General features: G+C 51.8%; 21 protein-coding genes. 7 read left to right on the plus strand and 14 right to left on the minus strand.

All coding sequences use genetic code 11. The features are described from left to right. Positions 1 to 14 precede the first annotated feature (14 nt). The 8 genes from UNDKW_RS28375 to UNDKW_RS28410 all read right to left on the minus strand — a co-directional run bounded on the left by UNDKW_RS28375 (position 15) and on the right by UNDKW_RS28410 (position 9,515). Complete coding sequence (locus UNDKW_RS28375; protein ID WP_162061507.1) at positions 15 to 848, minus strand: hypothetical protein; 834 nt, start codon at positions 846 to 848, stop codon at positions 15 to 17. A 290-nt stretch (positions 849 to 1,138) separates the two neighbouring features. After that, positions 1,139 to 3,853 (minus strand): bpX6 domain-containing protein, encoded by a 2,715-nt coding sequence (locus UNDKW_RS28380; RefSeq protein WP_162061508.1) that lies wholly within the window; start codon positions 3,851 to 3,853, stop codon positions 1,139 to 1,141. After that, complete coding sequence (locus tag UNDKW_RS28385; RefSeq protein ID WP_162061509.1) at positions 3,850 to 5,790, minus strand: hypothetical protein; 1,941 nt, start codon at positions 5,788 to 5,790, stop codon at positions 3,850 to 3,852. The genes UNDKW_RS28380 and UNDKW_RS28385 overlap by 4 nt, the downstream gene beginning before the upstream one ends. Then, positions 5,787 to 6,203: a hypothetical protein gene (locus tag UNDKW_RS28390; RefSeq protein WP_162061510.1), complete on the minus strand. Its 417-nt coding sequence runs from the start codon at positions 6,201 to 6,203 to the stop codon at positions 5,787 to 5,789. The genes UNDKW_RS28385 and UNDKW_RS28390 overlap by 4 nt, the downstream gene beginning before the upstream one ends. Continuing rightward, on the minus strand, positions 6,203 to 7,357 hold the full coding sequence (locus UNDKW_RS28395; RefSeq protein ID WP_162061511.1) for an AAA family ATPase: 1,155 nt from the start codon (positions 7,355 to 7,357) through the stop codon (positions 6,203 to 6,205). The genes UNDKW_RS28390 and UNDKW_RS28395 overlap by 1 nt, the downstream gene beginning before the upstream one ends. A gap of 107 nt (positions 7,358 to 7,464) precedes the next feature. Further along, on the minus strand, positions 7,465 to 8,289 hold the full coding sequence (locus tag UNDKW_RS28400; RefSeq protein ID WP_162061512.1) for a LytTR family DNA-binding domain-containing protein: 825 nt from the start codon (positions 8,287 to 8,289) through the stop codon (positions 7,465 to 7,467). 48 nt (positions 8,290 to 8,337) lie between these two features. Further along, the gene (locus UNDKW_RS28405; RefSeq protein ID WP_162061513.1) at positions 8,338 to 9,222 is read right to left on the minus strand and encodes a sensor histidine kinase; all 885 of its coding nucleotides are present in this window, start codon (positions 9,220 to 9,222) and stop codon (positions 8,338 to 8,340) included. Between the two features lie 35 nt (positions 9,223 to 9,257). Continuing rightward, positions 9,258 to 9,515, minus strand: coding sequence for a hypothetical protein (locus tag UNDKW_RS28410; RefSeq protein ID WP_162044154.1), 258 nt, complete (start codon positions 9,513 to 9,515; stop codon positions 9,258 to 9,260). A gap of 814 nt (positions 9,516 to 10,329) precedes the next feature. Between UNDKW_RS28410 and UNDKW_RS28415 the strand changes: the two genes are divergently transcribed. Then, complete coding sequence (locus tag UNDKW_RS28415) at positions 10,330 to 12,573, plus strand: M9 family metallopeptidase (protein ID WP_197893041.1); 2,244 nt, start codon at positions 10,330 to 10,332, stop codon at positions 12,571 to 12,573. 220 nt (positions 12,574 to 12,793) lie between these two features. Continuing rightward, positions 12,794 to 13,168 carry a VOC family protein gene (locus UNDKW_RS28420; protein ID WP_162061514.1) on the plus strand — a complete coding sequence of 125 codons (375 nt, stop codon included), beginning with the start codon at positions 12,794 to 12,796 and terminating at the stop codon, positions 13,166 to 13,168. A 13-nt stretch (positions 13,169 to 13,181) separates the two neighbouring features. Here the strand turns inward: UNDKW_RS28420 and pyk are convergent, their stop codons facing one another. The 5 genes from pyk to gcl form a co-directional block, all read right to left on the minus strand. Then, on the minus strand, positions 13,182 to 14,606 hold the full coding sequence (gene pyk, locus UNDKW_RS28425) for a pyruvate kinase (protein ID WP_162061515.1): 1,425 nt from the start codon (positions 14,604 to 14,606) through the stop codon (positions 13,182 to 13,184). 84 nt (positions 14,607 to 14,690) lie between these two features. Further along, positions 14,691 to 15,959: a glycerate kinase gene (locus UNDKW_RS28430; RefSeq protein WP_162061516.1), complete on the minus strand. Its 1,269-nt coding sequence runs from the start codon at positions 15,957 to 15,959 to the stop codon at positions 14,691 to 14,693. A 249-nt stretch (positions 15,960 to 16,208) separates the two neighbouring features. Continuing rightward, the gene (glxR, locus tag UNDKW_RS28435) at positions 16,209 to 17,096 is read right to left on the minus strand and encodes a 2-hydroxy-3-oxopropionate reductase (RefSeq protein WP_162061517.1); all 888 of its coding nucleotides are present in this window, start codon (positions 17,094 to 17,096) and stop codon (positions 16,209 to 16,211) included. A gap of 184 nt (positions 17,097 to 17,280) precedes the next feature. Continuing rightward, positions 17,281 to 18,060, minus strand: coding sequence for a hydroxypyruvate isomerase (gene hyi / locus UNDKW_RS28440; protein WP_162061518.1), 780 nt, complete (start codon positions 18,058 to 18,060; stop codon positions 17,281 to 17,283). A 108-nt stretch (positions 18,061 to 18,168) separates the two neighbouring features. After that, complete coding sequence (gene gcl, locus UNDKW_RS28445; protein WP_162061519.1) at positions 18,169 to 19,944, minus strand: glyoxylate carboligase; 1,776 nt, start codon at positions 19,942 to 19,944, stop codon at positions 18,169 to 18,171. A 281-nt stretch (positions 19,945 to 20,225) separates the two neighbouring features. Between gcl and UNDKW_RS28450 the strand changes: the two genes are divergently transcribed. The 5 genes from UNDKW_RS28450 to UNDKW_RS28470 all read left to right on the plus strand — a co-directional run bounded on the left by UNDKW_RS28450 (position 20,226) and on the right by UNDKW_RS28470 (position 25,515). Beyond that, complete coding sequence (locus tag UNDKW_RS28450) at positions 20,226 to 21,134, plus strand: LysR family transcriptional regulator (RefSeq protein WP_162061520.1); 909 nt, start codon at positions 20,226 to 20,228, stop codon at positions 21,132 to 21,134. A gap of 266 nt (positions 21,135 to 21,400) precedes the next feature. Next, positions 21,401 to 22,639, plus strand: a complete 1,239-nt coding sequence (locus tag UNDKW_RS28455; RefSeq protein ID WP_370529151.1) for an NCS2 family permease — start codon at positions 21,401 to 21,403, stop codon at positions 22,637 to 22,639. 176 nt (positions 22,640 to 22,815) lie between these two features. Further along, on the plus strand, positions 22,816 to 23,274 hold the full coding sequence (locus UNDKW_RS28460) for a GNAT family N-acetyltransferase (protein WP_162061521.1): 459 nt from the start codon (positions 22,816 to 22,818) through the stop codon (positions 23,272 to 23,274). A gap of 34 nt (positions 23,275 to 23,308) precedes the next feature. Then, positions 23,309 to 23,626 carry a hypothetical protein gene (locus UNDKW_RS28465; protein WP_162061522.1) on the plus strand — a complete coding sequence of 106 codons (318 nt, stop codon included), beginning with the start codon at positions 23,309 to 23,311 and terminating at the stop codon, positions 23,624 to 23,626. Positions 23,627 to 24,111: 485 nt separating this feature from the next. Then, the gene (locus tag UNDKW_RS28470; RefSeq protein ID WP_162061523.1) at positions 24,112 to 25,515 is read left to right on the plus strand and encodes a hypothetical protein; all 1,404 of its coding nucleotides are present in this window, start codon (positions 24,112 to 24,114) and stop codon (positions 25,513 to 25,515) included. Here UNDKW_RS28470 and UNDKW_RS28475 read toward each other — a convergent pair. Beyond that, positions 25,512 to 26,435 (minus strand): LysR family transcriptional regulator, encoded by a 924-nt coding sequence (locus UNDKW_RS28475; RefSeq protein ID WP_162061524.1) that lies wholly within the window; start codon positions 26,433 to 26,435, stop codon positions 25,512 to 25,514. The two genes, UNDKW_RS28470 and UNDKW_RS28475, sit on opposite strands and share 4 nt — an antisense overlap. Positions 26,436 to 26,491 lie beyond the last annotated feature (56 nt).

The raw sequence follows: 26,491 nt of genomic DNA on the forward strand, positions 1-26,491 counted from the left end.
TTTAGTTCGCTAACTCAAGCTGCGATAGCTGCTCTGAGTGCGCTTCTTTCCTGCTCAGTAAAGTCAAGTGCCGTCAGATCATCATTGAGCAGGACGATATGTGGTGTGCCAGTGAGCCTGACTGCCAGCGCCATATCTTCTTGATGTGGCAGGAACAGAGGACTTTCTTTTTTGCGCATGATATGACGGAGTTTTTTCTTTACGCCATCTATATCGGTTTCAAAAAATACCGTGCGTTGGTTTTGTATGTCTTTGACTTTGACCATCACCGGTAGCAAGCCCGGTTTTGATTGTATCAGGCGATTAAAGAGATGGCTTAACCAGGCCGCGTACAGGCAGCCGAAAGATATGAAACCGAACAGCAGGGTAAAAGTCAGTATCATGAAAAAACGGTTGGTGATATGTTCGGTTGCCATGGTCGTTGTGATCATGCCGGGATTGGATCGAGACCTGACGGCTTCGGTGGACATCGACGGTTGAAAACTGACAAACCAGAAGCTGTGTTTGATCTCTTTTGCTACGGTATCTTGTGGTGTTGGCAGGTAGCGAATTTTGACGTCGCAGTCGATAAAGATGACTTTGCGGCTCTTGCAGCTACCGTGGATTTCTGCGCGTTCATCCACGACAGGGTCTTTGGATACCTTGTAGTCATACAGAAAATCCGGCACCGTCATATAGACCAGGCCGACCAGGAAAAGCAGCCCGGCCATGGACAGGCCTATCAACTTCAGCACCCCCTGTTTTCCGGTTGCGAGTATCTGCATGCGGCGCTTGGGGAATGCAGCGTTGATGGATGCAAGTTGTGCTTCCGCAGTTGTGCCGCGTGTTTGAAATTGTGTCTGGGACATGTCTGGTTTTCCTGGCAGTATAAAGATACTTCTGTATGTATCTTTGACAAGCGGGCAGTATCTGAAAACCAGACAAACAGGGGTAGGATTATTTCAATTTTTTACACTCAGGTTCCTGGCCTGAAATTGCGATTATCATTCGGCAGCCCCCTTGTTTGCCTGTGGGCAAATGGAAAAGTGTCAGTGTGATCAAGCTGCTCCTGAAAAGGGCAGTTTTTGCCCGAATGTTTTTTGAGGCAATGGAGAAAATCAGCCTGACGCCGCTCACATGCAAGAAAATTTTTCCATTGTTAACTGACCGTCATTGCTCTGACCAGGCCGTTTGAACGGTTGATTTCCACCAGCCGTCCTGCGCGGTCAAACAGCATGATGTAATCACGCTGCACATGTACCCCAGGATGATCAGCAGAGGGCAAGGCCAGTTTTAACAGGGTTTTCCCCTGTGCCAGTTGCCTTATCTCCCATATGGTCATACCGTCATTGCTTGATGCAACAAAAATCATGCCCTCTTCGAGGTGAACTTCAGGGGCTTGTGCTGCGGCACCTGTATTCACTTCGAAAGAGGCAACCATGCTGGACTTGGCCAGCAGTACGGCATTGCTGGTTTCATTGCTTTTCAAATAGAGCCTGGCGGGTTCGTCGGCGTTCTCGACCGGCAGGATGCGCCATACATCTGAGTCTGGCAGGGCCCAGGAATCACGCTGGTTGAGGCGACGGCTGGGCAGCAGGTAGCGCCATTGCTCAATGCCGTCGTGCGCACCTATCAACAGGGTTTGTGCCTGGGCGCTTTCTGAATAGGCAAAAATTTGTCCTGGCAGGTCAGCAATTTGCCAGACTACCTGTAATTTATCGACGCTGGTATCAATGGCCAGCAGGCGGTTATGCATGACCACATTCCAGTGTATGCCATCATAACGGCGTGACCAGAATGAGACTGGCAGGGTCAGCCAGTCAGCAACACTACGGCTGGCCAGGTCTATGCGGCTGATGCGCATGGTGTTATCCCTTTTAGCCAGCACCAGTGCCCTTTGACCATTGTCTGACAAGACCAGATGATGTGCCGGTACGGGATAGTGTGCCAGTTGCTTGCCGACCTGGTTGACTATACTGACACCACTCTCACCCAGGGCCAGCAGGTAATGCGCATCTGGCAGGCGACAGGCATCATGGATGCGCATGAGACCACGCTCCTCAAACAACATTTCAAGCGGAGTCGATCTGGCATTGAAAGGCGCGAGATACACATCATGAGGCAGATTCAGTGCAGGCAGATCAGTGCGCATGACGGCGGCATCGGCAAATTCAATCAGACGCGTGATATCCTGCTTCTGTAATTGATTCAGGCCTGCCGAACGCTCCGTCAGTACATGACGCAATACTTCTGCCGCAAGCCTGGTGCTGGCAGGTGAACGCTGCTTCAGTGTCAGCAATTCCTGCGCCAGCCGGGCGCGCAGTTGTGCTCCCGGTTCTCCGGCCATATTCAGTATGTGCCTGATGCTGGCTTCACTCTGTTTCAAGTCCGAGACTTGTAGCGACAGCTTCCTCGTCAATGCGCGTACACCCAGTATACCGCCCGCACGCTCAGCCTGGGATAGCCAGGACAGGGCTTGCTCACGTTCTTCTTCCAGCGGCCAGAGAATTTCAGCGGCATCCGCCAGGTCACCCCTTGTTGCCACCGCGTGTGCCCAATGCTTGCGTAATTCCCGCCCTTCTGCCGCGTGCTTCTTTTCCAGTAAATGCACTGCTTCTGCAAAGCTGTTAAACAGGCGCGCAAGCTTTGCTGCCCGTAAAAAGTCACCTGCCAGCCACCATAGCCTTACTCTGATTTCCGGTGATAATTCCAGGGTATCGGCCAGTTCAGCGGCTTGCTTTATCCTGTCTTTGCTTTCCAGATAATTGACCGCTTCTGTGCCTGATTTCAGCAATTCTGCCAGGACAAATACTGCTTCATCGATTTTTCCTTCACGGTCCAGGCGTTCAAAAGTACGGCGATACAATTGCCGCAAATGCTCTTGCACATCGCTGGCAACGTGGATGCTTGATCCCAGTCCGCTACTATTGCTGATGTTGAGATTGTCGCGCCTCCTGGGTGTGCCAAATGCCTGCCGGGTATTCTTTTTTTGCAAGGAATCCAGGGGCACGGCGTGGCGCAATGCTTCGTTCAAATCGCCACGTTCAAACATCTCCATCATTTCGCGCAGGAATCTGGCCTGGCGTTCGCCCAGCAATTTTGACATCCTCGTCATATTCGCAATTTTTGCGGCAAAATTGGCGAGTTTTTGCGCCAGAGGGGAGAGCTTTTCCGGAGCACCTGAGTTACCCCATGCGTGTTCTTTGGCCGGTCTGCGAAAATCAATCAGATTGCTGAGCCAGCTGGCCATCAAACCCAGGGCGCCAAGCGCAACAGGCCCTGCTCTTTGCGACCAGGATTTTTTCTGAGCAGCGTCATCAGGCAGCTTGCCTCCTTCAATGAGCGCTGCAGTTTCATCAAGAAAGGCTTTTTGTTTGTCGCTGGCTTGCGGAATGGCGTCGCCCAGTATGTCACGTATATCTTTGCCTGGCGCAGGTTCATCTATTCCGGATGTTCCTCCCGCTGTGGGGAATTTCAAGGGCTTGCGCAAGCTGATTGCGCTCAGGTCCAGCCATGCCGATGGATCAATTCTGTCAGACTGTGTCAGCCTTGCCGTCAGGATTTGAGCACCGGCTACCAGGCAAAAGCTATTACCCGAAATGGCCGCCAATTCGTCCTCGTGCAAAGGTGCACTGCTCAAGATGCCATTGATTTCTGCGATGGCCAGGCCATCCAGCCCAGCGCAATGCAGGTATTTTTTTTCAGGAAATTCAAGAAAATATCCTTTGAGCACCTGGTACAGGCGTGAACCTGGACGCCAGTGGTGCAGGATGCGTGACCGTGCCTGGCTCTCACCGATGAGCTCAGGGTCGAACCAGATGCCGCGCAATTCGCGCATGCCATCAAACAAGGGGCGTCGTACAGTTGGCATCATGCTGACACTCCATCTGCAGTGACTTTAAGTAACAGGGCTTCTTCATCCAGACCCCGTACCTTGATATCCAGGGTATTTTGCAAGATCCAGGCCAGACGGCTGCTGACAGAATCCATGCTGATTTTCGCGATGGGTTCTGCTGAACGGTGAATTTCTATCTGTTTTGCCTGCCCTATGAATTGTATGCTGTGCCTGTCTGCGCTCAATACGACCAGGCCAAATTCGTCTTCACCGTATTGCCGCCTGTTGGTAACGCCCAGGACTTTTACAGAAGCAGGGACAGTTTTTTTTATATACGACTTTGAAGTGCCTATCCACCATTCATGCTCACCGATTTGCAATGCCAGCAGCCCGTGCTCAAAATTGTTGACATGAGTCCAGGATATTTCATTGCCAAAGAAAATAGCCTGGCCAGCATGGGAAATGTTTGCAACAGCCAGAGGCGCATTTTCGTGTGCATGCCAGCGGAAAATTTTTGTACTACCATTTTCACTGACTGCGTATAACAGGCGCTGTCCAAAAAAATCTGAACCTATGACATTGCTGGCAATGGGTTTAAAGTGTGGTTCTGAGGGTTCCGGCCTTGCGCTTGTTGGCTTGCCTGCCGTCTGTGGTAATTCCAGACTTGATTCCCAGCAAACCAGGTGCTGGTCTATGTCCTGCACGATGACCCTGGCCAGGCTGCGTGCGTTTTTTCTGACTTCCATGAAGTAAGCCGGCAGCCAGCGCGTACCACCGGTCGGTGCCCTGAAATACTTCATTTCAGGTCTTTGCACGACGACTTTTTTACAAGAAAAATGCTGGCTGGGGAAGCCATGAAAACTCAGGTCCAGCCCATCGGCTGAAATATAAGCGAGGTTCTTGCCCATCACCGCTGCAGCCAGGATACTGCCTTTTGTTGGCTGCCTGATCGTGCGGAATTTGCCTGGCGCAGCCCGCACGGATTGAGGTACGTTGTAGATGATGATATTGCCATCCAGTTGTGGTACTGCCAGCCAATAGCCCTTGCTGGCAAAGCGTGGTGCCTGCTTCAGTGAAGGGCGGTTTTTTGTATTGCGCACATGGGCCAGGCCATCGATACGTTTGAATTGCTCACGCAAGATGCGTATCGCCACATCTTCCGCAGGCAAATCAAGTGTGACATCGCGCTGGTTGCTGCGCTGGCTTAACTGCAGGTGCAGGCGGCGGTTCTGCTCATCACTGAATAAATCAACATGACTGGTAATCTGGCTGGTGGCGCGCTGCAGGCGTGCCGTGTGCGTCCCTGAAATTTGCCAACAGTCACAGGTGTTCTTGTCCTGCTGTTTTAGCAGGGTATCCCAGCTATCCAGTTCAACCGTCGTGGCGTTGCGCAAGCTCTTGCTGTTCAGCAGAGCTTTCATTGCTTCGCGTCCCAGGGTTTCATGCAAGACACCTGGGTGTTGCAATATCCCCCACTTGAAATGGGCACCCGCTTCTTCTGCACGGCGGGATAGCAGGATGAACAGCACGATATGGGCTAGGCGCGGTTCACCCAATTGCATGGGGCCTGCATCAAACAGGGCGATACACAATTGCGAACGCAGACGTATGTCAGGCTCCGTGCCCAAAAACAAGAGTTCGTTGCTGGCAGCGCGCCGTATGAATTCATCCGGCTCGGCCTCGGCGTACAGCCACTCTGTCATGAGCAGTCTATCGTAGTTCCCACGTTGCACGATATTGCCTATGCCTACGGGTTCATCATTGATCCTGTGGGATGCAAACTTCAGGCGACCAACCAGAGGGTCAAGCCGCAACAGCATCTGCCCTATGGCATCTGTCAATTCAGGTGGGAACAGGGTCAGCCAGTCACGCCAGGCTTCCAGTGCCTGCGGTAGTGCTCGCGGTGATGACTGTGCTACTGACTGCGGTACAGGCTGTGTTATTGGCTGTGTTAGTGGCAAACTTTGTGACGTCATTCCAGCTCCTGCAGTAACCAGAGCAACAGATCTGCGGACAGATAAGCAGCGTCAGCGAGCGGGATGATTTGTTCCGGCTCATTCAACAAGAGCAAGGCTTGTGTACCCAGCCGCCGTGCCAGCGCAGCCTGCACCAGATCACAGGAGAGAGCCGGACCAGTATGGGTAGGCAACCAGAGATCACGCGCCTGCGGATGTGGGGCGCAATATTGCACGCCATCCAGCCATGGCAAAAGCTCAGGCGGTCCCATGAGCACCAGCAAGTCACGGCTGGCGACCACTGACAGATGGCTCAACTCATCGGCTGCCAAAGTCTGCAGTTTGTGCAGCAATTGCCTGGCGATACCGGCGCTGGCAATCAGGCCCGCCGGTGAGGGCGCATGCTCATTGGCCCGCCATTCCAATACGGTCATCAGTCTGTTTCCAGGGCGGCGATCAGTTGCGTGCGGCGTTCTTCCAGCTCGGCTGGCAATTCTGCCTTGACAAAATTGGCATCAATCTCGCGCAACAGGGCTTCTGCTGATTTCTGAAAGTCTTCGCTTTCAGTGTTCGTCAGTAAACTGTCTGCCGTTTCTGCCAGTCGTGTTATACGGGCCAGCGGCTGTTGTACGGCTTCTTCCACCACAGCCTGTAATAAGGGATGACGGGCCTGTGCCAGCAAGTCGCGCAATACTTCACGGGCATTGCGCTGGCCAGCTGCGGTGGGAATGACATACACCAGTGGCCATAAGTCTGCCCTGCTCGCGACCTGACGGCCAGCCAGCACGGTTGCAGCGGCGATCAATTGTTGCGCCTTGACGATGCGGCGGTCGGATAATAAGACATTCGCCTGGCGCAATTGGCGTATTGCCTGGGCCAGGTCGCCGCGCACTTCTGCCATATTTACCAGCGGCACTGCACGGTTCAAAATGTCCAGGCTGGACAGGTCTGCCCTGGCTGCCACGGGACGGTGATTGACTTGCCAGCCACCTTCCAGCAAATCTTCCAGGCGCGGGTCTGGTACCGGTTCTACAAATACATGCAGCAAGAAACGGTCGGCAAAAGCTGCCAGGCCTTCATCTTCAGGCAAGCCATTGGCTGCGCCTACACAAATACGCAAGGGGCATTTGACGCGTGTATGGCCGCGCTTGAACTGACGTTCATTGAGCACACCCAACAGTGTGTTAAGAATGGCTGTTGAACCAAGAAAGACTTCATCCAGAAAAGCAATCTCTGCTTCCGGCAGCATGCCTGCGATATCGGTTTCTACCGAGCCTTCACGCAGTTTTGTCAGATTGACAGGGCCAAACAATTCTGAAGGTTCTGTAAAACGGCCCAGCAGGTATTCAAAATACTGCCCGCCCAGACTTTGTGCAACCCGTCGTACAACGGCACTCTTTGCCGTACCCGGTGGCCCAACTACCAGCAAATGTTCTTGTGCCACTGCTCCGAGTATCATGAGTTCTGCAAGTTGGTCGCGGTCTATCAAACCCGTAGTGGCTTCGCGGATGGCATCTCTGATGCGTGACGAAGCCTCCTGCGTTGCTTCACGTATTCTTTCCTTCAGACTTGCTGTTGACTCTTGCATGGGTAGATCTACTTTGCTAAGGGATTGGCTGACGCCAGGGATGACTGATTATAAACCTTGCAGTACCGGAGCTTTGACTGTCAGGTACGCGCTGACGGAGTACCAGCCTACATTTGCTGGAACAAATGCGTGTGGTTACGGCTGACTTCGAGTTTTTCTGCATGGCCTTTCAGGCCTATCAACTGGCGGCCACGGAAATCACGCGTGACTTCGGCAATCGCAGAGACGCGCACCAGGGTAGAGCGGTGTATGCGCCAGAATTCTTTGGGGTCGAGTTCGTCTTCGAGTTCTTTCAGTGATTTGCGTATCAGGTACTCTGCCTGCTCTGTCTGTACCAGCGTATATTTTTCATCAGAGCGGAAAAATAAAACCTCTTTGGTGCTGACCATGCGCAGGCTGGTGCCTACGCTGGCCTGTATCCAGCGCAGGTATTCACGCTTCTGGCTTTGCTGTTGCATTAATTGCGTCAGCATTTGTTCCACCTGTCTGGCCTGGTCGCTGGCGGCGTTGTTGGCATTGGTGGCATTGGCGGGTGCGGTTTTTTCCTGCTGGCGCTGTTTCAATCTCTCCTGCAGGCGCTGGCAGGTGCTTGCCAGCCTTTCGGCTTCTACCGGTTTCAACAGATAGTCCATGGCACCGCGCTCGAAAGCCTGTATCGCATATTCATCATAGGCAGTCACAAACACTACCAGTGCCTGCTTGGCCAGTATGCTTGCAGCTTCTATGCCGTTCTTGCCCGGCATGCGTATATCGAGAAAGATAATATCGGGGTGCAGTTCTTCTGCCTGTTCTATGGCGACTATGCCATTCGCAGCTTCAGCAATGATGGACAAGTCTGGCCATGCTTGTTGCAGGCGTGCGCGTAGCTGATCGCGCATCGGGCTCTCATCATCGACTATCATTGCCGTTGCTGCTGTTGCTAGTGCTGGCATGCTGTTCCCTGATACGTGATTGTGGAATAAGCAATAAGAATAATGTTCTTATTGTTTTGTGTCTATAGGCACCAGTATGCCGACCACTGCACCACCAGCCTGAGGTGCTTCAATGACCAGCTGTGCCTTGCCTGAATACAGCACTTTCAGACGCTCACGTATATTCGTCAGGCCCATGCCATCATCTGCATGCATGTCAAAACCCATGCCGTTGTCGCTGACTTCAACCAGCAATTGCCCATCGACTTTCTTTGCCGTGATGCGGATATGCCCGCCTGTGGTCTTGGGTTCCAGTCCATGCTTGATGGAATTCTCCACCAGGGTTTGTATCATCATCGATGGGAAGGGCAAAAATTCCAGCTCCGATGGCAAGTCTATATCGTAAGTCAAACGCTCCTGCATGCGTGCCTGCATGATGTTCAGGTAGGCACGGCACATGTCCATTTGCAGACCCAGTTTGCCATTGCCCTTGTCACGCATTTGTGGCATGGCCGAACGCAGGTATTTGATCAGGTGCTGATGCACCACAGTTGCCTGTGCCGGATTGGTTTCGATGAGCTGACCTATCAGCGCCAGGGTATTGAACAAGAAATGCGGCTCTATCTGTGCCTGCAGTGCTGCCATTTCGGCTTCCAGCAAGCGGCGTTCCAGTGCTTCAACATCGGCACGGGTTGCGGCGGCTGTGGCGGCGATCTCTGCACTACGCTTGCCACCTGCCAGGCTCTTGATAATGAAAGAGGCGAATACCAGTGCGGGCATCAGTCCACCCAGGCCCAGGGCGCCACCTACTATCATGGCGACCAGCGAGATGCCCAGTAAAGAGGACCAGGGCACTACCGCCAGCCAGTCAAAGAACTTCCACCAGACCACGGTCACCGTGTCGGTGATATCCATGATCAGGTCGAGTACCTTGTTATCGTCGCGATGTTTCATACCATTTCCATTCGCCGCCAGTTTTGCCAGGCCGCTTATTCAGTTTGTGGGTTGCTTGCTGTCTTGTCTTTATCAGCAAATATTTTGGCAATGATAGCGCCAAACACCAGGCCATTTGCCAGCGATGATAAGTGCAGTATGCCGCCAGTGATCAAAGTCAGCAAAGCAGTCAGCAAGAGTTTCTTCCATGATGCCTGCAATATCCAGTCAAGAGCATGGCGGCCTGCATAGACCAGCGTGTCTGCCAGGTTTTTGGCAAAGTCCAGAACGGGGTTGTGGTTTGTGTTGTTCATGTTATCGCTCCTGTTAGTTGTTGTTGCAACGGTGATCAAAGTATTTTCTGTTTGAGTATGCATTTTTCTCTCCTGTCTGCCGGATGATTTTCTTCATCCATGTACGCAGAATAGCAGGCACTTTTACAGGCCAATAGCCTGTTGCGACTAACAGTAACTTGGCAGGGTTCAACGGTTATTTGAGTGGATGAGTGGAGGGCGTGTAGAGATACTGAAATGAAGGCAAGCCAAGTTTATGGCAAATATTTACTGTTAAAAGCATTTTTTTCTTTTTCCATTGCATGGCTTTGGTTGCTTCGAGGACAAGAGTTTTGTTTACTTAATAGCCGCGTATCACAGACTCATATTGAGCGACGCAATTCGGCTATCAGAAAAATTTTGTGACTTAAGAAAATTCATTCTGTTACGTCTAATTACAACTTTTCAAAACATTATTCTTTCCAATCAATAGCTTACAGCACTAAAATTCCGCCCTGCTTAACAAATACCCAATTTTCTGGTTTTGTTAAAAATGATCTAGATATTTATAAAATATATTACTAATATATTTAAACCAAGTCATAAGCAAATTTAGTAAATGCGATTTGGTTAATGCAGTATCCGGCGCTATTGAATAGGGAGCTGACGGATATTGCTAAAAGGGAAGCAGAAGCAGCGGCATGCAGATGCATGTCTGCTGCTTCTACATATATGGGGGCTGGTAAAGACCTTCTTCGAATTATTCGGGCGACGACAGCTTGCAAGCTGGCGGATGAAAAAGCCTGAAGGGGATGGTATTGCCCAAAACCCTACAATCATCAGGGAGACGTATTACATGTTATATCCACATAAAATAGCAAGCATGGCGGGGTTGATGGTCCTTAGCTTCACAGGTCTGGTTCAGATGGTGCATGCGGCGGATGCCGAAGACCATACACGTCTGAAGCAAGCGCCTATGCCACATCAAAGGCAAAGTTTGCCGCCAACGGCAGAACAAAAGAAATTCAATCTGCCACCAACCAATGCGACGCGCCTGGATCTGGGCATCATCAACAAGCAAAAAAATCTGATGGCACCACCACCGTCAGATGATTGCAAAAACATGGCGACGCTGGCGAATTACAGCGGCGATGCACTGGCGACTTACATCGTCAACCTGCCCAGCTATGAATGTCATTACGGTCTGTTTTCATTGAATGCGACTGATGCAGCAAAGGTGTATTCACCAGCCAATTTCACTGCCGTCGTCAATCGCTTTGCGCAAGAGGCGACCAACTACAACGCCACCAATATGGCATTGGTCAACCTCATCATTTACCTGCGCGCCGGTTATTACCTGGCAGGCAGCAATACCATACCTGCACCATCGGCAAATTACCTGACCAGCATGCGTGGGCCCATCAAGCAACTGGTCGATGGCAATCAGTTGTTCAAGACCAACAACGTTGGCCCAAGCACAGCAGCTGAGACCTTGAAACTGGTGACCAACCTGCATGATGAAGCATACTACCTGAGCAGCGTCAAAAACATTATCACGCGCTACACGAATACTTCATCCAATCCAGCGGCAACAGATGCATTGAAGTCTTCCACTGTTGCTGACGCTTACACGGCTGCATTGACCATCCTGTTCTACGGCCATTCACGTCCAGATGCCTTGCCAATCTTGCGTAACGATATATCCTACGCAACTGCACTGAACAATTTTGTTGTCAACAACAAGGCAGCATTGCTGGGCACCAGCCTCGAATACCAACTCAGCGATACCGAGAATGAAGCCTTCCGCTTCATGCAGTATGCCAATCTGCAACCTACAGTCAAACCCATGGTCAAGTACCAGCTCAGCCATTCCACCATGACAGGCAATGACAGCATGTTGTGGCTGAATGCAGCATCTGCTGTGAAGTACTATGACAATGCCAATTGCGCAGAATACGGCACTTGCAATTACGAAACCACGCTGGCCAATAACATTCTCAAAAACAACTACACTTGCAGCCCCAGTCTGAAAATCCGTGCCCAGGACATGACTACAGCACAGATGCAGGATTCCTGCTCCATGCTGGCAACCGAGGAAAATTATTTCCATAAGATGCTGCAAAGCAAGCGTCAGCCAGTAGCAGGCGACAACAATACTGCGCTCGAAGTAGTCGTGTTTGATGACTATACCAACTACAGCAAATATGCCTCCATCCTGTACGGTATCGACACCAATAATGGCGGCATGTATCTGGAAGGTGACCCTAGTGCTGCTGGCAACCAGGCCCGTTTCGTCGCACATGAGGCATCCTGGCTGCGCCCTGCTTTCCAGGTCTGGAATTTGCAACATGAATACGTCCATTACCTCGATGGCCGCTTCGACATGAAAGGTGATTTCGGTGCAGGCACTGCCAAGCCTACCGTCTGGTGGATAGAAGGCATAGCCGAATACCTGTCGCTGAAAAACAATAACCAGAAAGCCATAGACGTAGCAAAAACCGGCACCTACAAGTTGAGCCAGATTTTTGGCAATACTTATTCCATGGCTGACTATGTGACACGCGCCTATAGCTGGGGTTATATGGCGACCCGCTTCATGATGGAAAAACACCGCAGTGATGTAGATGCAGTCATCGCCAAGTTCCGCGTTGGTGATTATGAGGGCTACCAAACCTATATGGCCAATATAGGCACACGTTACGACAATGAGTTCACAGTCTGGGCTGCTGCCGCAACTACAGCTGGCGAGCCACCAATGCCAGTCGATAACAGCCTGCCTGATTGCCCTGCTGGTAGCTATCTGGCCAAAAACTGCGTGAAGCGTAATTTTGCTTCCAGCACCCAGGCCTATACCTACATCATGGTTCCAGCCGGTGCGAAGAATCTGAAACTGACAACCAGTGGTGGTACCGGTGATGTAGATCTGTATGTCTCTATGGATAAATATCCAAGTACCGGTATTTACGACTACGGTTCAGTCAAGACCGGTAATGATGAAAGCGTGACCATCGCCAACCCGGTTGCCAATCGCTGGTACTACATCATGCTCAACGCCAGACAGAGTTTCTCTGGTGTGAGTGTGTCTGCGACTTACGACTGATATCAGCAAACTGAAATCTCGCAAACAAGGCTTACACAAAACGGAAAGCCACCTAAAAAAGCAATTGAGTGTTGGGACAGACATCTTGGATGTCTGTCCCATTTTTGTTCTTTCCAGAAGGCACACCAACCAGTCCGGTCAACAAGCTGTTTTTTGCTATCCTTTATGCGTGTCTGAATTCGATCAGGCGAACCGAATAAACAAGTCACAGGAGATCAAGATGCATAAAAGTCGATTGGCATGCTTTGTGATTGATTGCCAGGTGGATGATATTGAGCCTGGAACCAATTTCTGGGCCGGGGCCTTGGGTTATCCTGCGGGAGATGCGGATGAGAAATACGCGGTACTGGATGCCACCCCTACCGGCCCGAAAATGCTGGTGCAAAAGGTTGAGCACCCCAGCCGCATACACCTCGACATAGAAACCGACAATAAGGAAGCGGAGGTACAGCGTCTGGAAAAACTCGGTGCTAAAGTCGTCAAGATCATGGAACGCTGGATCGTCATGGAAGCACCAACCGGACACCGGTTTTGCGTCGTCAATCCCCAGCGCCCCGATTTTCATACGGCCAGCGATGTCAATATCTGGGAGTAAGCTTAGACTTGGATCAGGGCTGCGGCCAGATCTCGGCTATCCGCAATAGATTGGTGGAGCCGGGCTGGCCAAAAGGCACGCCAGCGGTAATCGCGATCTGTTCACCGACTTGTGCCAGGCCTTCTTGCCAGGCGGTGTTGCAGGCTGTGGCGACCAGCATGTTTTCATCCGGTACAGCATCGCTGACGGTGGAATGCACTCCCCAGACCAGGGCCAGACGGCGTGCCGTGGCGGGTTTGGGAGTGATACTCAGTATCGGTGCCATCGGCCTTTCGCGCGCGGCGCGCAGGCTGGTGTGGCCGGAACTGGTATAAGTGACCGTGGCAACCGCGCCAACTATCTGTGTAACTTCACGCAAGGCAGCGCAGATGGCATCGCCCTTGTTGTTTTGCGGTGACTCATGTTGGGCCGCGATCATGTTCTTGTACAACGGGTCGCGCTCTACTTCACAGATAATGCGGTTCATGATCTCAACTGCAGCAACCGGGTAGGCACCACTGGCTGATTCTGCCGACAGCATGACCGCATCGGCCCCGTCATAAATTGCGCTGGCAACATCCGAGGCTTCAGCCCGCGTGGGAATTGGCGCGGCAATCATGGATTCCAGCATCTGGGTGGCGATGACGATGGGTTTGCCGTGGCTGCGGCAAACACGCAAGATGCGCTTTTGCACACCAGGTACGCGTTCTGGTGGCAACTCCACACCAAGATCACCGCGCGCCACCATGATGGCGTCTGATACGGCGACGATTTCTTCCAGCCGGTCCAGCCCTGTCGGCTTTTCGAGTTTGGACAATACTCCGGCACGCCCTGCTACCAGTGCCTTTGCTTCTGTCACATCTTCCGGCCTTTGTACAAAAGACAGGGCGATCCAGTCTGCGCCCATATCCAGCGCGAAAGCCAGATCACGCCTGTCTTTCTCAGTCAGTGCCGGTATGGGTAATACCGCATCTGGCACGTTCACGCCTTTACGGTCAGACAGACTGCCACCGACAATCACACGTGTGCGTATGGTGTGACCATCGCTGTCCAGGACTTGCAGGCGCAGCTTGCCATCGTCCATCAGTAGCGACTGCCCGGCAGTGATGACGGCAAACAATTCAGGGTGAGGCAGGCAGACACGGTTGACGTCTCCAGGAGTGCTGTCACTATCAAGTACAAACTCCTGCCCAGCGGTGAGTATCACCCTGCCATTGCTGAACTGGCCTACGCGCAGTTTGGGCCCTTGCAGATCGGCCAGGATGGCGATAGGGCGGCCCAGCTCGGCTTCGACTTCACGCACGATATTGCAACGCAACTGGTGGTCAGCATGGCTGCCGTGGCTGAAGTTGAAACGGAATACATCGGCACCGGCTTCAAACAATGCCTTGATGACTTCTTTGCTATTGCTGGCAGGGCCCAGGGTAGCGACGATTTTGGCTTTGCGGCTGCGGTTCATGGCTTGCTTTCATTTGTTATAGACGACAGCCATCCCGGCGCGTTGCGCCGTGATTCTTGCTGTCTTTGAATATTTGGGTGAGATCTACAGTATTAGAATGGCGCGGAAGTCGTTGACATTGGTGCGCGTAGGGCCGCTGACGACCAGGTCATCGAGTGCGCTGAAAAATCCGTAGCCGTCATTGTTTTCCAGCAGGCTGCGCGCACGTAACTGTTTCGCTGCGGCGCGTGCGATGGAGTCTGGTGCATACAGTGCCCCGGCATTGTCTTCCGAGCCATCTATGCCATCAGTATCACAGGCGATGGCGTGGATATCTGTGTGACCGTCGAGCGCGACTGCCAGGCTCAGCAAAAATTCTGCATTGCGGCCACCACGACCTTTGCCGCGTACGGTGACGGTGGTTTCACCGCCAGAAATCAGCACGCAAGGCTTCTGGAATGGCTGGCCATGCTTTGCCACCTGCTTGGCCATTGCTGCATGCACCAGGGCGACATCACGGGCTTCGCCTTCTATGCCATCGGACAAGATATATGGCGTGATACCTGCCGCACGTGCTGTCGCTGCTGCGGCTTCCAATGCCTCCTGAGCCGTGGCAATTACATGATGGCTGTGGCCTTGAAAACGTACATCATCAGGTTTGGGTGTTTCGCCCTTGCCGCTTTCCAGATGCTGCAATATTTCTGCTGGGATGGCGATGTCGTATTTGCGCAAAATCGCCAGCGCTTCTGTACAAGTCGTGGCATCGGGCAAAGTAGGGCCGCTGGCGATGATGCCGGGTTCATCACCAGGTACATCGGAGATCAGCAAGGTCACCACGCGTGCCGGGGCACAGGCCAGTGCCAGACGCCCGCCCTTGATGGCCGACAAATGCTTGCGCACGCAATTCATTTCAGAGATCGCGGCACCGCTTTTCAACAAAGCCTTGTTGATTGCCTGCTTCTGTTCGAGGCTGATACCGTCTGCAGGCAAGGCCAGCAAGGCAGATCCACCGCCAGAGATCAGGCAGAGCACCAGATCATCCTTGCTCAGCCCCTGCACCATGTTCAGTATGCGCGCTGCAGCCTGCTTGCCTGCTTCATCTGGTACAGGGTGAGCGGCTTCCACCACTTCTATCTTGCGGCAATCCGCCCCGTGGCCGTAGCGGGTAACGACCAGACCTGAGAGTTCACCCTGCCAGTGATCTTCCACTACCTTGGCCATGGCTGCAGCGCCTTTACCTGCACCGATGACCAATGTTCTGCCTTTTGCTGGTGGTGCTGGCAGAAAGGCGGGCAGGCATTTCTCAGCACTGACGGCGGCGACGGCGCTGGTGTAGAGGTCGAGCAAGAACTGGCGTGGGGCTAGGGTGGTCATTGAGAGCTTTCTTGAAAAACTATTTGTTGCTTCGTAAATCGTAGGTTGGGCCTGGTCTCGTAGATTGGGCTACGTTTCATCGGCCCAACACTCGGCGGTTCAATGACGTACGTGTTAATCCAAGGCCCAGTGTTGGGCTGGTAAACCGTAGCCCAACCTACAAGATAACTTCAAATCCAAGTATGCCTTCAAACAGCTTATCGCCAGGTGAAATTTTTTCGTGCATCCAATGTTGAAGGCTAACAAGGATCAAGCCTTGGCAATCTCATGATTCGACATGATCTCTATCGCCCGGCACAGGGCTGAGTGATCAAGGCCGCGCATACCATTGGCCGAGCAGGCATTCATCAATTCCTGCGCGGTTGCCGTGTTTGGCAAAGAGACACCCAGAGCTTTTGCCCCTTGCAAAGCCAGGTTCAAGTCTTTTTGATGTAGTTCTATCCTGAAGCCGGGGTTGAAAGTGCGCTTGACCATGCGTTCACCATGCACTTCCAGTATGCGCGATGCTGCAAAACCACCCATCAGTGCCTGCCTGACCCTGGCTGGATCAGCACCGGCCTTGGATGCAAACAATAAGGCCTCAGCCACAGCCTGTATATTCAAGGCAACGATGATCTGGTTGGCGACCTTGGTGGTCTGGCCATCGCCATTGCCACCGACCAGGGTGATGTTCTTGCCCATCAGTTCGAACAGGGGTTTGACTGTGTCAAACGCAGATTCCGCGCCACCGACCATGATGGTCAGGCTTGCTGCCTTGGCACCTACTTCACCACCGGATACTGGCGCATCAAGGTAATCACATTTCAGGGCATTGATTTTCTTGGCGAAGTCCTTGGTGGCAATCGGTGAGATGGAACTCATATCGACCACGATCTTGCCAGCTTCGAGGCCTGCAGCAACGCCGTTTTCACCAAACAGCGCAGCTTCTACATGCGGTGTATCCGGGACCATGATGATGATGATGTCTGCACGTCTGGCGACTTCTTCACCCGAAGTGCAGACGGTGGCACCGCGTTCTATCAATTCAAACGGCGGGTTCTTGATGTCGTGCAAATACAGCTTGTGCCCACCCGTCTGCAAATGCCCGGCCATAGGTGCACCCATGATACCCAAACCTATAAATCCAATTTTAGCCATGATAGTTCCTGATAGTTTCGTTGTTGTTTGATGAAGACCATTAACCACAGAGGCACAGAGACACAGAGGAAAAACAAAAGAGAGAATTCGTTTTTTAGAGATGGTATGAAAAGAATAAAGTTTTTCTCATGCCTTTCTCTGTGTCTCCGTGTCTCTGTGTTGAGAGGTCTTAGGGTCTTAAAAATTAAAGGTCGTGCGATTTAATCCAGCCCAAACCAGCGACAGTGCCGTTCTGCGGTTTGTATTCGCAGCCTACCCAGCCCTGGTAGCCCATGTAGGCCAGTGCGGCGAAGATGTTGTGGTAATTGATTTCGCCTGTGCCTGGTTCAAAGCGGCCTGGGTTGTCGGCCAGCTGTATATGTCTGATCTTTCCCAGATTGTTCTTGATGGTATTGATCAGTTCACCTTCTATGCGTTGCATGTGATAGATGTCGTATTGGACAAAGATATTGTCTGAACCGGTAGCGCGTATCAGGTCCAGTGCCTGCTGGGTGCCGGATAAAAAGAAGCCAGGTATGTCGTAGGTATTGATGGCTTCGATGAGCAGGCTGATATTCGCAGCTTTCAGTTTGTCAGCCGCATAACGCAGGTTGGCAACCAGGGTTTGCTCTGCTTCTTCTTTACTGACATTTGCCGGACGTATACCGACCAGGCAATTCAGTTGCGAGACGTTCAAGGCTTTTGCATAAGCGATGGCTATATCGACACCCTGGCGAAATTCTTCCACGCGATCAGGATGGCAGGCGATACCGCGTTCTCCGGCTTCCCAGTTGCCAGCGGGCAGGTTGTGCAACACCAGTTGCAAATTATTTTCCTGCAGTTTTGCTGCGATCTGTTTCACTTCCAATGCATACGGGAATAAAAATTCCACAGCCTTGAAGCCTGCCTGTGCGGCAGCGGCAAAGCGGTCTAGGAATGCATGTTCGGTAAACAACATGCTGAGATTGGCGGCCAGTCTGGTCATCGCATATCCTTGTAGATGAGTGACCGTAAGCCTCCCGCAGGCATGCTGCGGGAGTTCACGGGGTGCCAGGCGGGGAGGCCCGGCACCTGAAAATTTTTCGCTAATTGTTTAATCGAGCAGGGCGATAGCCGTTGGCGCATGAGCATCTTCCGTCGCCAGCTCTTCAAATTCATTGATATTGCTGATCTCGGTGCCCATGGCGATATTAGTCACGCGCTCCAGTATGATTTCAACGACAACTGGCACGCGGAACTCCTGCATCCAGCGCTGTGCCTGGGCAAAGGCATCGGCAATGGCGCTAGGCTCAGTCACACGTATGGCCTTGCAACCCAGTCCCTCGACCACGGCGATGTGATCGACGCCATAGCCATTCAGCTCTGGCGCATTGATGTTTTCAAAAGCCAGTTGCACGCAATAATCCATGTCAAAACCACGTTGCGACTGGCGTATCAAACCAAGGTAAGAATTGTTGACGACCACATGCAGGTAGGGCAGTTTGAATTGCGCACCGGCGGCCAGTTCTTCTATCATGAACTGGAAATCATAATCGCCAGAGATGGCAACCACCTGGCGTTGCGGATCAGCCGCGCAAACACCGAGGGCTGCCGGTATGGTCCAGCCCAGAGGACCGGCCTGGCCGCAGTTGATCCAGTGACGCGGGTAATACACATGCAGGAATTGTGCGGCAGCGATTTGCGACAGGCCTATGGTGCTGACATAGCAGGTTTCGCGACCAAAGGCCTTGTTCATTTCTTCATACACGCGTTGCGGCTTCACTGGCACGTTATCAAAATGCGTACGGCGCAACATCGTGCGTTTGCGTTGCTGGCAATCGGCTACCCAGGCAGAGCGGTCCTTGAGTTTGCCTGCGGCTTTCCATTCTTTGGCAACTTCGATGAAAAGTTTTAATGCTGCACCAGCATCAGAGACGATGCCAAAATCAGGGCCAAACACACGGCCAATTTGCGTGGGTTCTATGTCGATGTGGACAAATTTTCTGTCTTTGGTAAACACATCAATGGAACCAGTGTGACGATTCGCCCAGCGATTACCTATCCCCAGCGCAAAGTCAGATGCCAGCATGGTGGCGTTGCCATAGCGGTGGCTGGTTTGCAAGCCGACCATGCCTACCATCAAAGGGTGGTCATCTGCTATTGCACCCCAGGCCATCAGGGTAGGTATGACAGGCACGCCAGTCAGTTCGGCAAATTCCACCAGCAAGGCTGAGGCATTGGCATTGACGATGCCGCCACCAGCGGTGATCAGCGGGCGCTCTGCATCATTGAGCATGGTGAGCGCTTTTTCTATCTGCGCGCGGGTGGCCTTGGGCTTATACACTTCCAGCGGTTGATAGGTGTCAGGGTCAAATTCTATCTCGGCCATCTGCACATCAAATGGCAAATCAATCAATACCGGGCCAGGGCGGCCAGAGCGCATGATATGAAAAGCTTGCTGGAACACCATGGGCACCAGTGCCGGTTCACGCACCGTTACCGCCCACTTGGTGACAGGCTTGGCAATGGATTCTATATCGACTGCCTGGAAGTCTTCCTTGTACAACCTTGCCCTGGGTGCCTGGCCAGTAATGCAGAGTATGGGTATGGAATCCGCCTGGGCAGAATACAGGCCGGTAATCATGTCCGTACCCGCCGGACCGGATGTGCCTATGCAGACGCCAATATTGCCAGCCTGGGCGCGGGTATAGCCTTCGGCCATGTGGGAAGCCCCCTCAACATGGCGCGCCAGGATGTGTTTGATGGTGCCCTGCTTCTTCAAAGCCCCATAAAACGGGTTGATCGCCGCACCCGGCACACCAAATGCCTGATGCACGCCTTCTTTTTCCAACACATAAGCCGCCGCTTGCGCAGCCGTCATCTTTGCCATTTTGCTCTCCAGTTTTGCTATTAGTCGTGTGTATGCAGATGTTGAAACACATGCTAAAGGCAAAAGGGATGGCTGATAAGACGACAAATTCTCGCTGTATTCGATACCTGAAGTATGGAATAATGACTCTTCAAAGATTTTCTCCGTGTCCCCTCTGTGGTGTAACAGGGAATTCATGCGGCATGCCGCATGCCTGCGGAACGAAGACTTCTTGCAAGAAGTCTTTCCTTCCTCTGTGCCTCTGTGGTGAGGGGTTTTTGGCAATCAACCCGCGATAGATCATGGACAAACTCACCCAAATCGAAGCCTTCGTCGATGTCGTTGAAAAAGGCAGCCTGGCCCGCGCCGCGCTGGGCCAGAACATCACCCCTGTCATGCTGGGCCGCCGCATCGATGCGCTGGAAAAACGCCTGGGCGTCAAGCTCATGCATCGCAGTACCCGTCATCTGACGCTGACCGAGCAGGGTACGGTCTATCTCGATCATTGCCGCAAATTGCTGGCTGACCTGGGTTATGCCGATCAACTGGTATCCGAGGGACGGCACAAGGCCACCGGTCATCTCATCGTATCAGCCCCCGCCGCCTTCGGGCGCAAGCATGTGGCACCGCATGCGCCGCAATTTGTGAAAGCCAACCCTGCCGTGCAGATTTCCTTCAACCTGACAGATAGAGTGGTCGATCTGATACGTGAGGGTTATGACCTGGGCATACGCATAGGAGGCAATATTGATCCCAATTTCGTTGCGGTGAAGCTGGCCAGCAACCGCCGTGTGGTTTGCGGTACTCCAGCCTATTTTGAGCGACATGGCATACCGCGCACGCTGGAAGACCTGGCCCAGCACAATTGCCTCGCGTTTAACTTGCAGGGCGGGCAACAGCGCGGCTGGTATTTCCAGCAAAACGGCAAGCCTGTGACCATCAAGGTGGCTGGCAATCTGGATTGCAATGATGGTGAATTGCTACACCGCTGGGCTTGTGAAGACCTGGGCCTGGCCTGGCGTTCTTCGTGGGAGATACAGTCGCAACTGATCTCTGGCGAGTTGATTACCGTGCTCGATGATTATGCCTTGCCACAATACGACATCGTCGCTGTATATCCGCAACAACGGCATTTACCGGTGAAGACGCGCTTTTTTATCGATACCCTGAAAGCCATCTATGCACAGCCAGATTATTGGTTAAAGAATTAATAAAAACTTCCACATATTCAAATTCAAATAGCATCTATAGATATTCGACGGGCTTGATATCGAAATAATTGCGCTATCGTCTTTTCACAAATTCTAATTATTCAATTGGTATATCCAAAATTGAGGAGACAAACGTGTTAACTTCCGAGCAAATTCCGGCTGCACAAGATAGCAACAGGCCTGTCAATCACAGTCCTGCGCGGCTTTCCTTTCTCGACAAATTTTTCAAGCTAAGAGAAAACGGTACCGATGTACGTACAGAATTACTGGCAGGTCTGACGACTTTCCTGACCATGGCGTATATCATTTTCGTCAACCCATCTATCCTCGGTGATGCTGGCATGCCCAAGGATTCTGTCTTTGTCGCCACCTGCCTGGCTGCATCGATAGGGACCATGATCATGGGTCTGTATGCCAACTACCCCATGGCGCTGGCACCAGGCATGGGTTTGAATGCCTACTTCACTTATGCAGTCGTCAAGGGTATGGGCATACCGTGGGAAGCAGCACTGGGCGCAGTCTTCATTTCCGGCTGCCTGTTTGTTGCCGTCAGTGTATTTAAATTACGCGAGATGATCGTCAACGGCATACCACAATCGATACGTACTGCCATCACAGTGGGCATAGGTCTTTTCCTTGGACTGATCTCGCTGAAGAATGCCGGTATTGTCGTCGCCAATCCTGCCACCATGGTAGGCATAGGTGATATACACAAGGCTCCTCCCATTTTGGCGGCGCTGGGTTTTTTTTTGATTGTCACGCTGGATAAATTCAAGGTGCGTGGTTCCATCCTCATTGGTATTTTGACGGTGACGGTGTTGAGTTTTTTCTTTGGTGGCAACACCTTCCATGGCGTGGTATCCATGCCACCTTCTCTCGATCCTACGCTGTTTAAACTCGACATCATGGGAGCCTTGTCAGTAGGTATCCTGAACGTGGTACTGGTGTTTTTTTTGGTGGAGCTGTTTGATGCAACCGGCACGCTGATGGGTGTCGCCAACCGTGCGGGCTTGCTGGTGAATGGCAAGATGGAAAGACTGAACCGCGCTCTGCTGGCCGACAGTACTGCAATTGTTGCTGGCTCATTCCTTGGTACCTCCAGCACCACTGCTTACATAGAAAGTGCTGCCGGTGTACAAGCTGGTGGCCGCACAGGTCTGACAGCTGTGGCAGTTGGTCTGTTGTTCCTGGCTTGCCTGTTCATTGCACCACTGGCTGGCGTTGTGCCTGCTTATGCGACAGCGCCAGCCTTGTTCTACGTCGCCTGCCTGATGTTGCGTGAACTGGTAGAGATCGACTGGAGTGATACCTCTGAAAGCATACCTGCAGGTATCACTGCCCTGTTCATGCCGTTCACCTACTCGATTGCACACGGCGTAGCGTTTGGTTTTATTTCTTATGCGACACTGAAGTTATTTACAGGTCGTGCCAAAGAAGTGAAAGTGATAGTCTGGGCGATAGCTGCGGTGTTCTTGTTCAAATTTATTTATCTGGGTGCTGGCTGAATTATTGTTTCAAAAATCCATGTAGAAAGCGGTGCAAGAAATTGCACTGCTTTTTGCATTCTGAACCCAGAAGTATGATCCAGATAACATATATGTCCAAGTCAACTCTCATGCAAATTTCATGTCTCACCCCATCTGTGGCATCATCCTGAACATGGCGAAATTCAGGGGAATTCATGTTGGTCGTAAGAAATGCACAGCAAGCTGATCATGTACGGATACGCAACATAGTACTAACCTCACTCAGTGATTTTGGTATCGAAGTCGAATTTGATGGGTTGGATGCCGCAATTGGTTCAGCAGGTTTAGCCGACACAAAAAATGCCATAGAACTGGTGGCGGAATTTGATGGGCATATCTGCGGCTGCATCGCGTTGGAAGCCATGCATGATCAGCAAGGGAAAGTGTTTGGTTTTCATGTCGATAAAGGCCTTCGTGGCAAAGGCATAGGCCGCGCGTTGATGGTGCAACTGGTCGAGCGCGCCAAACAATGTGATTTGAAAATCTTGCATCTGGATACCTGGGACACGATGTACAGCGCGGTAAGGCTGTACACGTCACTGGGGTGGGTGGCCGCACCAGACCCATTACCAGAGTCAGGTGCAAATCGATCTTTCCGTCTGGAAATAGGCTGATCTGTTTTTCAATATTCCTGATCGTTCGCTCATTATGTTCACTTTCCTCTTTGCACCCGCGTGGTGGTTTGCATTTCATCCATTTGCCTGTGGTTTTGTGGCCCTGCTGATGAGCTTCACAGCGTGCCTTAATAACTACCGCAAGAGCAGCCGCCTGTTGTTTGCTGTCACTGCTTTTTTCTGGTGGATTTTTACATACACCGAAGCGACGTTCACTGTGCATGCCATGCGAGTTGATTTGGTATTCATGGCACCGGTTTACCAGATTCTTGCGCTTTGGAGCTGCTGGAAAATATATACAGATCCTGCCGACCGACATGTAGCCGAAAAACAAACAGATCAGGACGAGTAGATGTGTGAAGTTGGCGACCTTGCTTGCGCGGCAGCCGCTATGAAAATGTTATAGATGCGGTTCAGTTGAAGCAGCACAAAAGGTGCAAACAACAAGAATCTCTATCATTAAATTTTTATATATTTGACCGCCCATTATCTTTGCGTAAGGCCTCAACGGTTTCGCATTTGCTGGCTAAATGTGGTAGCGCGTCATTGTGAGTAATAGAGCAATTATTTTCTGGCAGTGTTGCTACATGAAGCGAGTGATTGATTTGCCGGTTATGCAGGAAAAACGTCAGAAATGTGTTGCTCGCGCCGGAAATGCGACTGTGCATCCAAATCGTCAGTTCGCGGATGTTTCGTCCCATCACTGACATCAGTTTGCCTTTCTCGTATCGAGTACCAATATGTACTGAAATTCTGTTAAAAAGAATTTGGCCTGGACAGGATTTGCGCTAAAGTAACTGGCGTTATTAACTTGAACTGTACATGAAGAAGATGTCAATGCGATTGCAAATATACGCACTATTTTTTGCCACAATTCTTTGTAGCCCGATAGCTGCAAGTGCCAGCACTGAAGCGCGTTGGGTGCACGGTTCATGGGTGAATGTCAGGGAAAAACCAGAGGCCAACGCGCAAGTGGTGGCGCATCTGGTGACTAATACTCCGGTACAGCTTGATACATCAGCGTCTAATGGAAAATTTTGTGCAATTACCTGGGGTCAGGGACAGCAGGGTTTTCTTGCCTGTAATTTATTGGGTGAAAAGGCTTTGCGACTAGAAGACTTTGTCGATAGCTATCATCGCAGCAGTGAAAGCACGAATTACTTCCCGGCACGTGCTTTCTGGATGGCGCCCAGCTTCAGACGTTTACAAGATGCCGGTTCCTATTTCCAGGAAACCATGCTGAGTCCACAACAAAAAGCGCTGGAAACGGTAGACAGTAATTTTGTGTGGGAAAAACGGCCAGCGCTCAAGCGCTACCCTATCCCTGAATTTGAAGCCATGAAGCAGCGCATGATGGCCGGTATCATCGAGCCAGCTTCACCTTATTTCCAGCCTCCGGCTCCATGGGAAGAATTATCGAAGCTGGCAAAGTCTGAGGAATTACCAGGCAAAAAGACCACTGAGGCTACTGCCCGTTTGCATTCATCCCTGTTCTATCCCAGCGTGCTGGTGATGTTGCGGCAACTGGATTTACCTGCGGCAGCACCCTCGTACTTCAAATCACTGGATGAACTGGGCAGGCCTTCTGCGGGTCCTGAAGAAATCTCCAGGCAATATCAGATACCGTATGCGATCAAGCCTGTTAGTGGCCCTTATTGGGATAACTATGAGCCTTCAGGCATCAATGTGATTGGTTGGTGGGATTTGGGTAAGGTCGATGTATTTCTGCAAAAACCGGTGATCAAAAACCTGCTCATGTTGGATGGCCGCGTCAAATCAAAAAACTCAGATTTAAAATACAGCCTCGGTGTGGATAACTGCCAACAGGGTTTTCGTTTTATAGAATCTGAAGATCAGCCTGAGCCTGTAAAGAGTCTGGCACAAAGGAGGCTGGAAAGTTTGCAACCCAAGGCCAAAGATGAAGCGATTTTGTATTTCTATACTCGCACCGAACTGTCAGCATTGCATGGTTCAGCAAAAGTGACGACACAAGCACCAGTCAAACTGCAATACGATAGTAAGGCAAAATCGAATACCTTCGAGCATTTTTCTCAGGCCAGCATCACCAGCATAGATATAGACAAGGATGGCATCGCTGATTTTTCCATTGCTGAAGCCTGGCATCGTGGAGCCATGCTGGAAAGCGCTACCCACCAGCCCGCTTACAGAGTGATATTTGTGAATGCAGGCGGACGCTGGTATTTATTCGACATCGATCAGTACCTGATGTGTGGTTGCTAAAACCTGTGTTGCAATAAACCTTCTGCCAGAAAATCAAACACGGTCCTGATACGCTTGCTGGACTTGAGTTCGCGATGCGTGGTCAGCCATACAGGCAGGGACGGCAATTCCTGTTCTACCAGCACCTGTTCCAGGTCAGGATTTCGCTCTGCCAGCCATTGCATCGCGATGCCTATCCCCAGGCCTTGCTGTATTGCCTGCCAGTTGACCAGATAGTTATCGCAACGGAAGTCGAAGAAGCTGCGGTCTATCTGTATGCCCGCCGCGCGAAAGCCAGCGATAAACTGGTCAGACTGATCCAGCCCCAGCCAACGGAATTTTTGCATCAAGGCCAGTGTGGCTGCCTGGTTGTTTGAAGGCAGTGCAGGCAGGCCTGCCAGATAATCCTTGTGACCATACATGCCTATGGGCCAGTCTGTCAGGTGACGGGCAATCAGGGCAGATTGTGCTGGCCGTATCATGCGTATGGCGATATCGGCTTCACGTTCGAGCAAATTGCTGACCTGGTTACTGGCGACCAGTTCTATCTGGATTTCTGGATGTAACTGCGCCAGCTCGCGCAGCAGCGCTGGCAAGACAAAGCCGGACACCATCTCGCTGGCAGTGATCCTGACCGTGCCGCGCAAGCCATTATCCTGGGTCGCTGCCGCCATGCCCAGTGAGCGCGCCGCTGCCATCATGTAACGGGCAGGCTCGACCAGGTTTTCACCAGTGCTGGTCAATTTCAGACCACGCGCCACCCTTTCAAACAAGGCCGCACCTATGCTGCCCTCCAGCTCAGCGATCTGGCGCGATAGCGTGGGCTGGCTCAGCCCCAGAACTTCAGCCGCACGCGTCAGCGAACCTTGTTCTACGACCGCGACAAAGCTGCGAATCAGGTTCCAGTCAGTCTGGCAGGGGTCGAAAGTGAGCTTGGACATGTGATTCCATCATGAAGACAGGCTAAAGATACACAAAAACCGATGAAAAAATACAA

It is taken from the genome of Undibacterium sp. KW1 (assembly GCF_009937955.1).
In the GTDB taxonomy this organism is placed as follows: Bacteria; Pseudomonadota; Gammaproteobacteria; order Burkholderiales; family Burkholderiaceae_D; genus Undibacterium.

Coding starts and splice junctions, on each gene's coding strand:
- UNDKW_RS28375 (WP_162061507.1), bottom strand. CDS start 848: ATGTCCCAGACACAATTTCAAACACGCGGCACAACTGCGGAAGCACAA.
- UNDKW_RS28380 (WP_162061508.1), bottom strand. CDS start 3,853: ATGATGCCAACTGTACGACGCCCCTTGTTTGATGGCATGCGCGAATTG.
- UNDKW_RS28385 (WP_162061509.1), bottom strand. CDS start 5,790: ATGACGTCACAAAGTTTGCCACTAACACAGCCAATAACACAGCCTGTA.
- UNDKW_RS28390 (WP_162061510.1), bottom strand. CDS start 6,203: ATGACCGTATTGGAATGGCGGGCCAATGAGCATGCGCCCTCACCGGCG.
- UNDKW_RS28395 (WP_162061511.1), bottom strand. CDS start 7,357: ATGCAAGAGTCAACAGCAAGTCTGAAGGAAAGAATACGTGAAGCAACG.
- UNDKW_RS28400 (WP_162061512.1), bottom strand. CDS start 8,289: ATGCCAGCACTAGCAACAGCAGCAACGGCAATGATAGTCGATGATGAG.
- UNDKW_RS28405 (WP_162061513.1), bottom strand. CDS start 9,222: ATGAAACATCGCGACGATAACAAGGTACTCGACCTGATCATGGATATC.
- UNDKW_RS28410 (WP_162044154.1), bottom strand. CDS start 9,515: ATGAACAACACAAACCACAACCCCGTTCTGGACTTTGCCAAAAACCTG.
- UNDKW_RS28415 (WP_197893041.1), top strand. CDS start 10,330: ATGTTATATCCACATAAAATAGCAAGCATGGCGGGGTTGATGGTCCTT.
- UNDKW_RS28420 (WP_162061514.1), top strand. CDS start 12,794: ATGCATAAAAGTCGATTGGCATGCTTTGTGATTGATTGCCAGGTGGAT.
- pyk (WP_162061515.1), bottom strand. CDS start 14,606: ATGAACCGCAGCCGCAAAGCCAAAATCGTCGCTACCCTGGGCCCTGCC.
- UNDKW_RS28430 (WP_162061516.1), bottom strand. CDS start 15,959: ATGACCACCCTAGCCCCACGCCAGTTCTTGCTCGACCTCTACACCAGC.
- glxR (WP_162061517.1), bottom strand. CDS start 17,096: ATGGCTAAAATTGGATTTATAGGTTTGGGTATCATGGGTGCACCTATG.
- hyi (WP_162061518.1), bottom strand. CDS start 18,060: ATGACCAGACTGGCCGCCAATCTCAGCATGTTGTTTACCGAACATGCA.
- gcl (WP_162061519.1), bottom strand. CDS start 19,944: ATGGCAAAGATGACGGCTGCGCAAGCGGCGGCTTATGTGTTGGAAAAA.
- UNDKW_RS28450 (WP_162061520.1), top strand. CDS start 20,226: ATGGACAAACTCACCCAAATCGAAGCCTTCGTCGATGTCGTTGAAAAA.
- UNDKW_RS28460 (WP_162061521.1), top strand. CDS start 22,816: ATGTTGGTCGTAAGAAATGCACAGCAAGCTGATCATGTACGGATACGC.
- UNDKW_RS28465 (WP_162061522.1), top strand. CDS start 23,309: ATGTTCACTTTCCTCTTTGCACCCGCGTGGTGGTTTGCATTTCATCCA.
- UNDKW_RS28470 (WP_162061523.1), top strand. CDS start 24,112: ATGCGATTGCAAATATACGCACTATTTTTTGCCACAATTCTTTGTAGC.
- UNDKW_RS28475 (WP_162061524.1), bottom strand. CDS start 26,435: ATGTCCAAGCTCACTTTCGACCCCTGCCAGACTGACTGGAACCTGATT.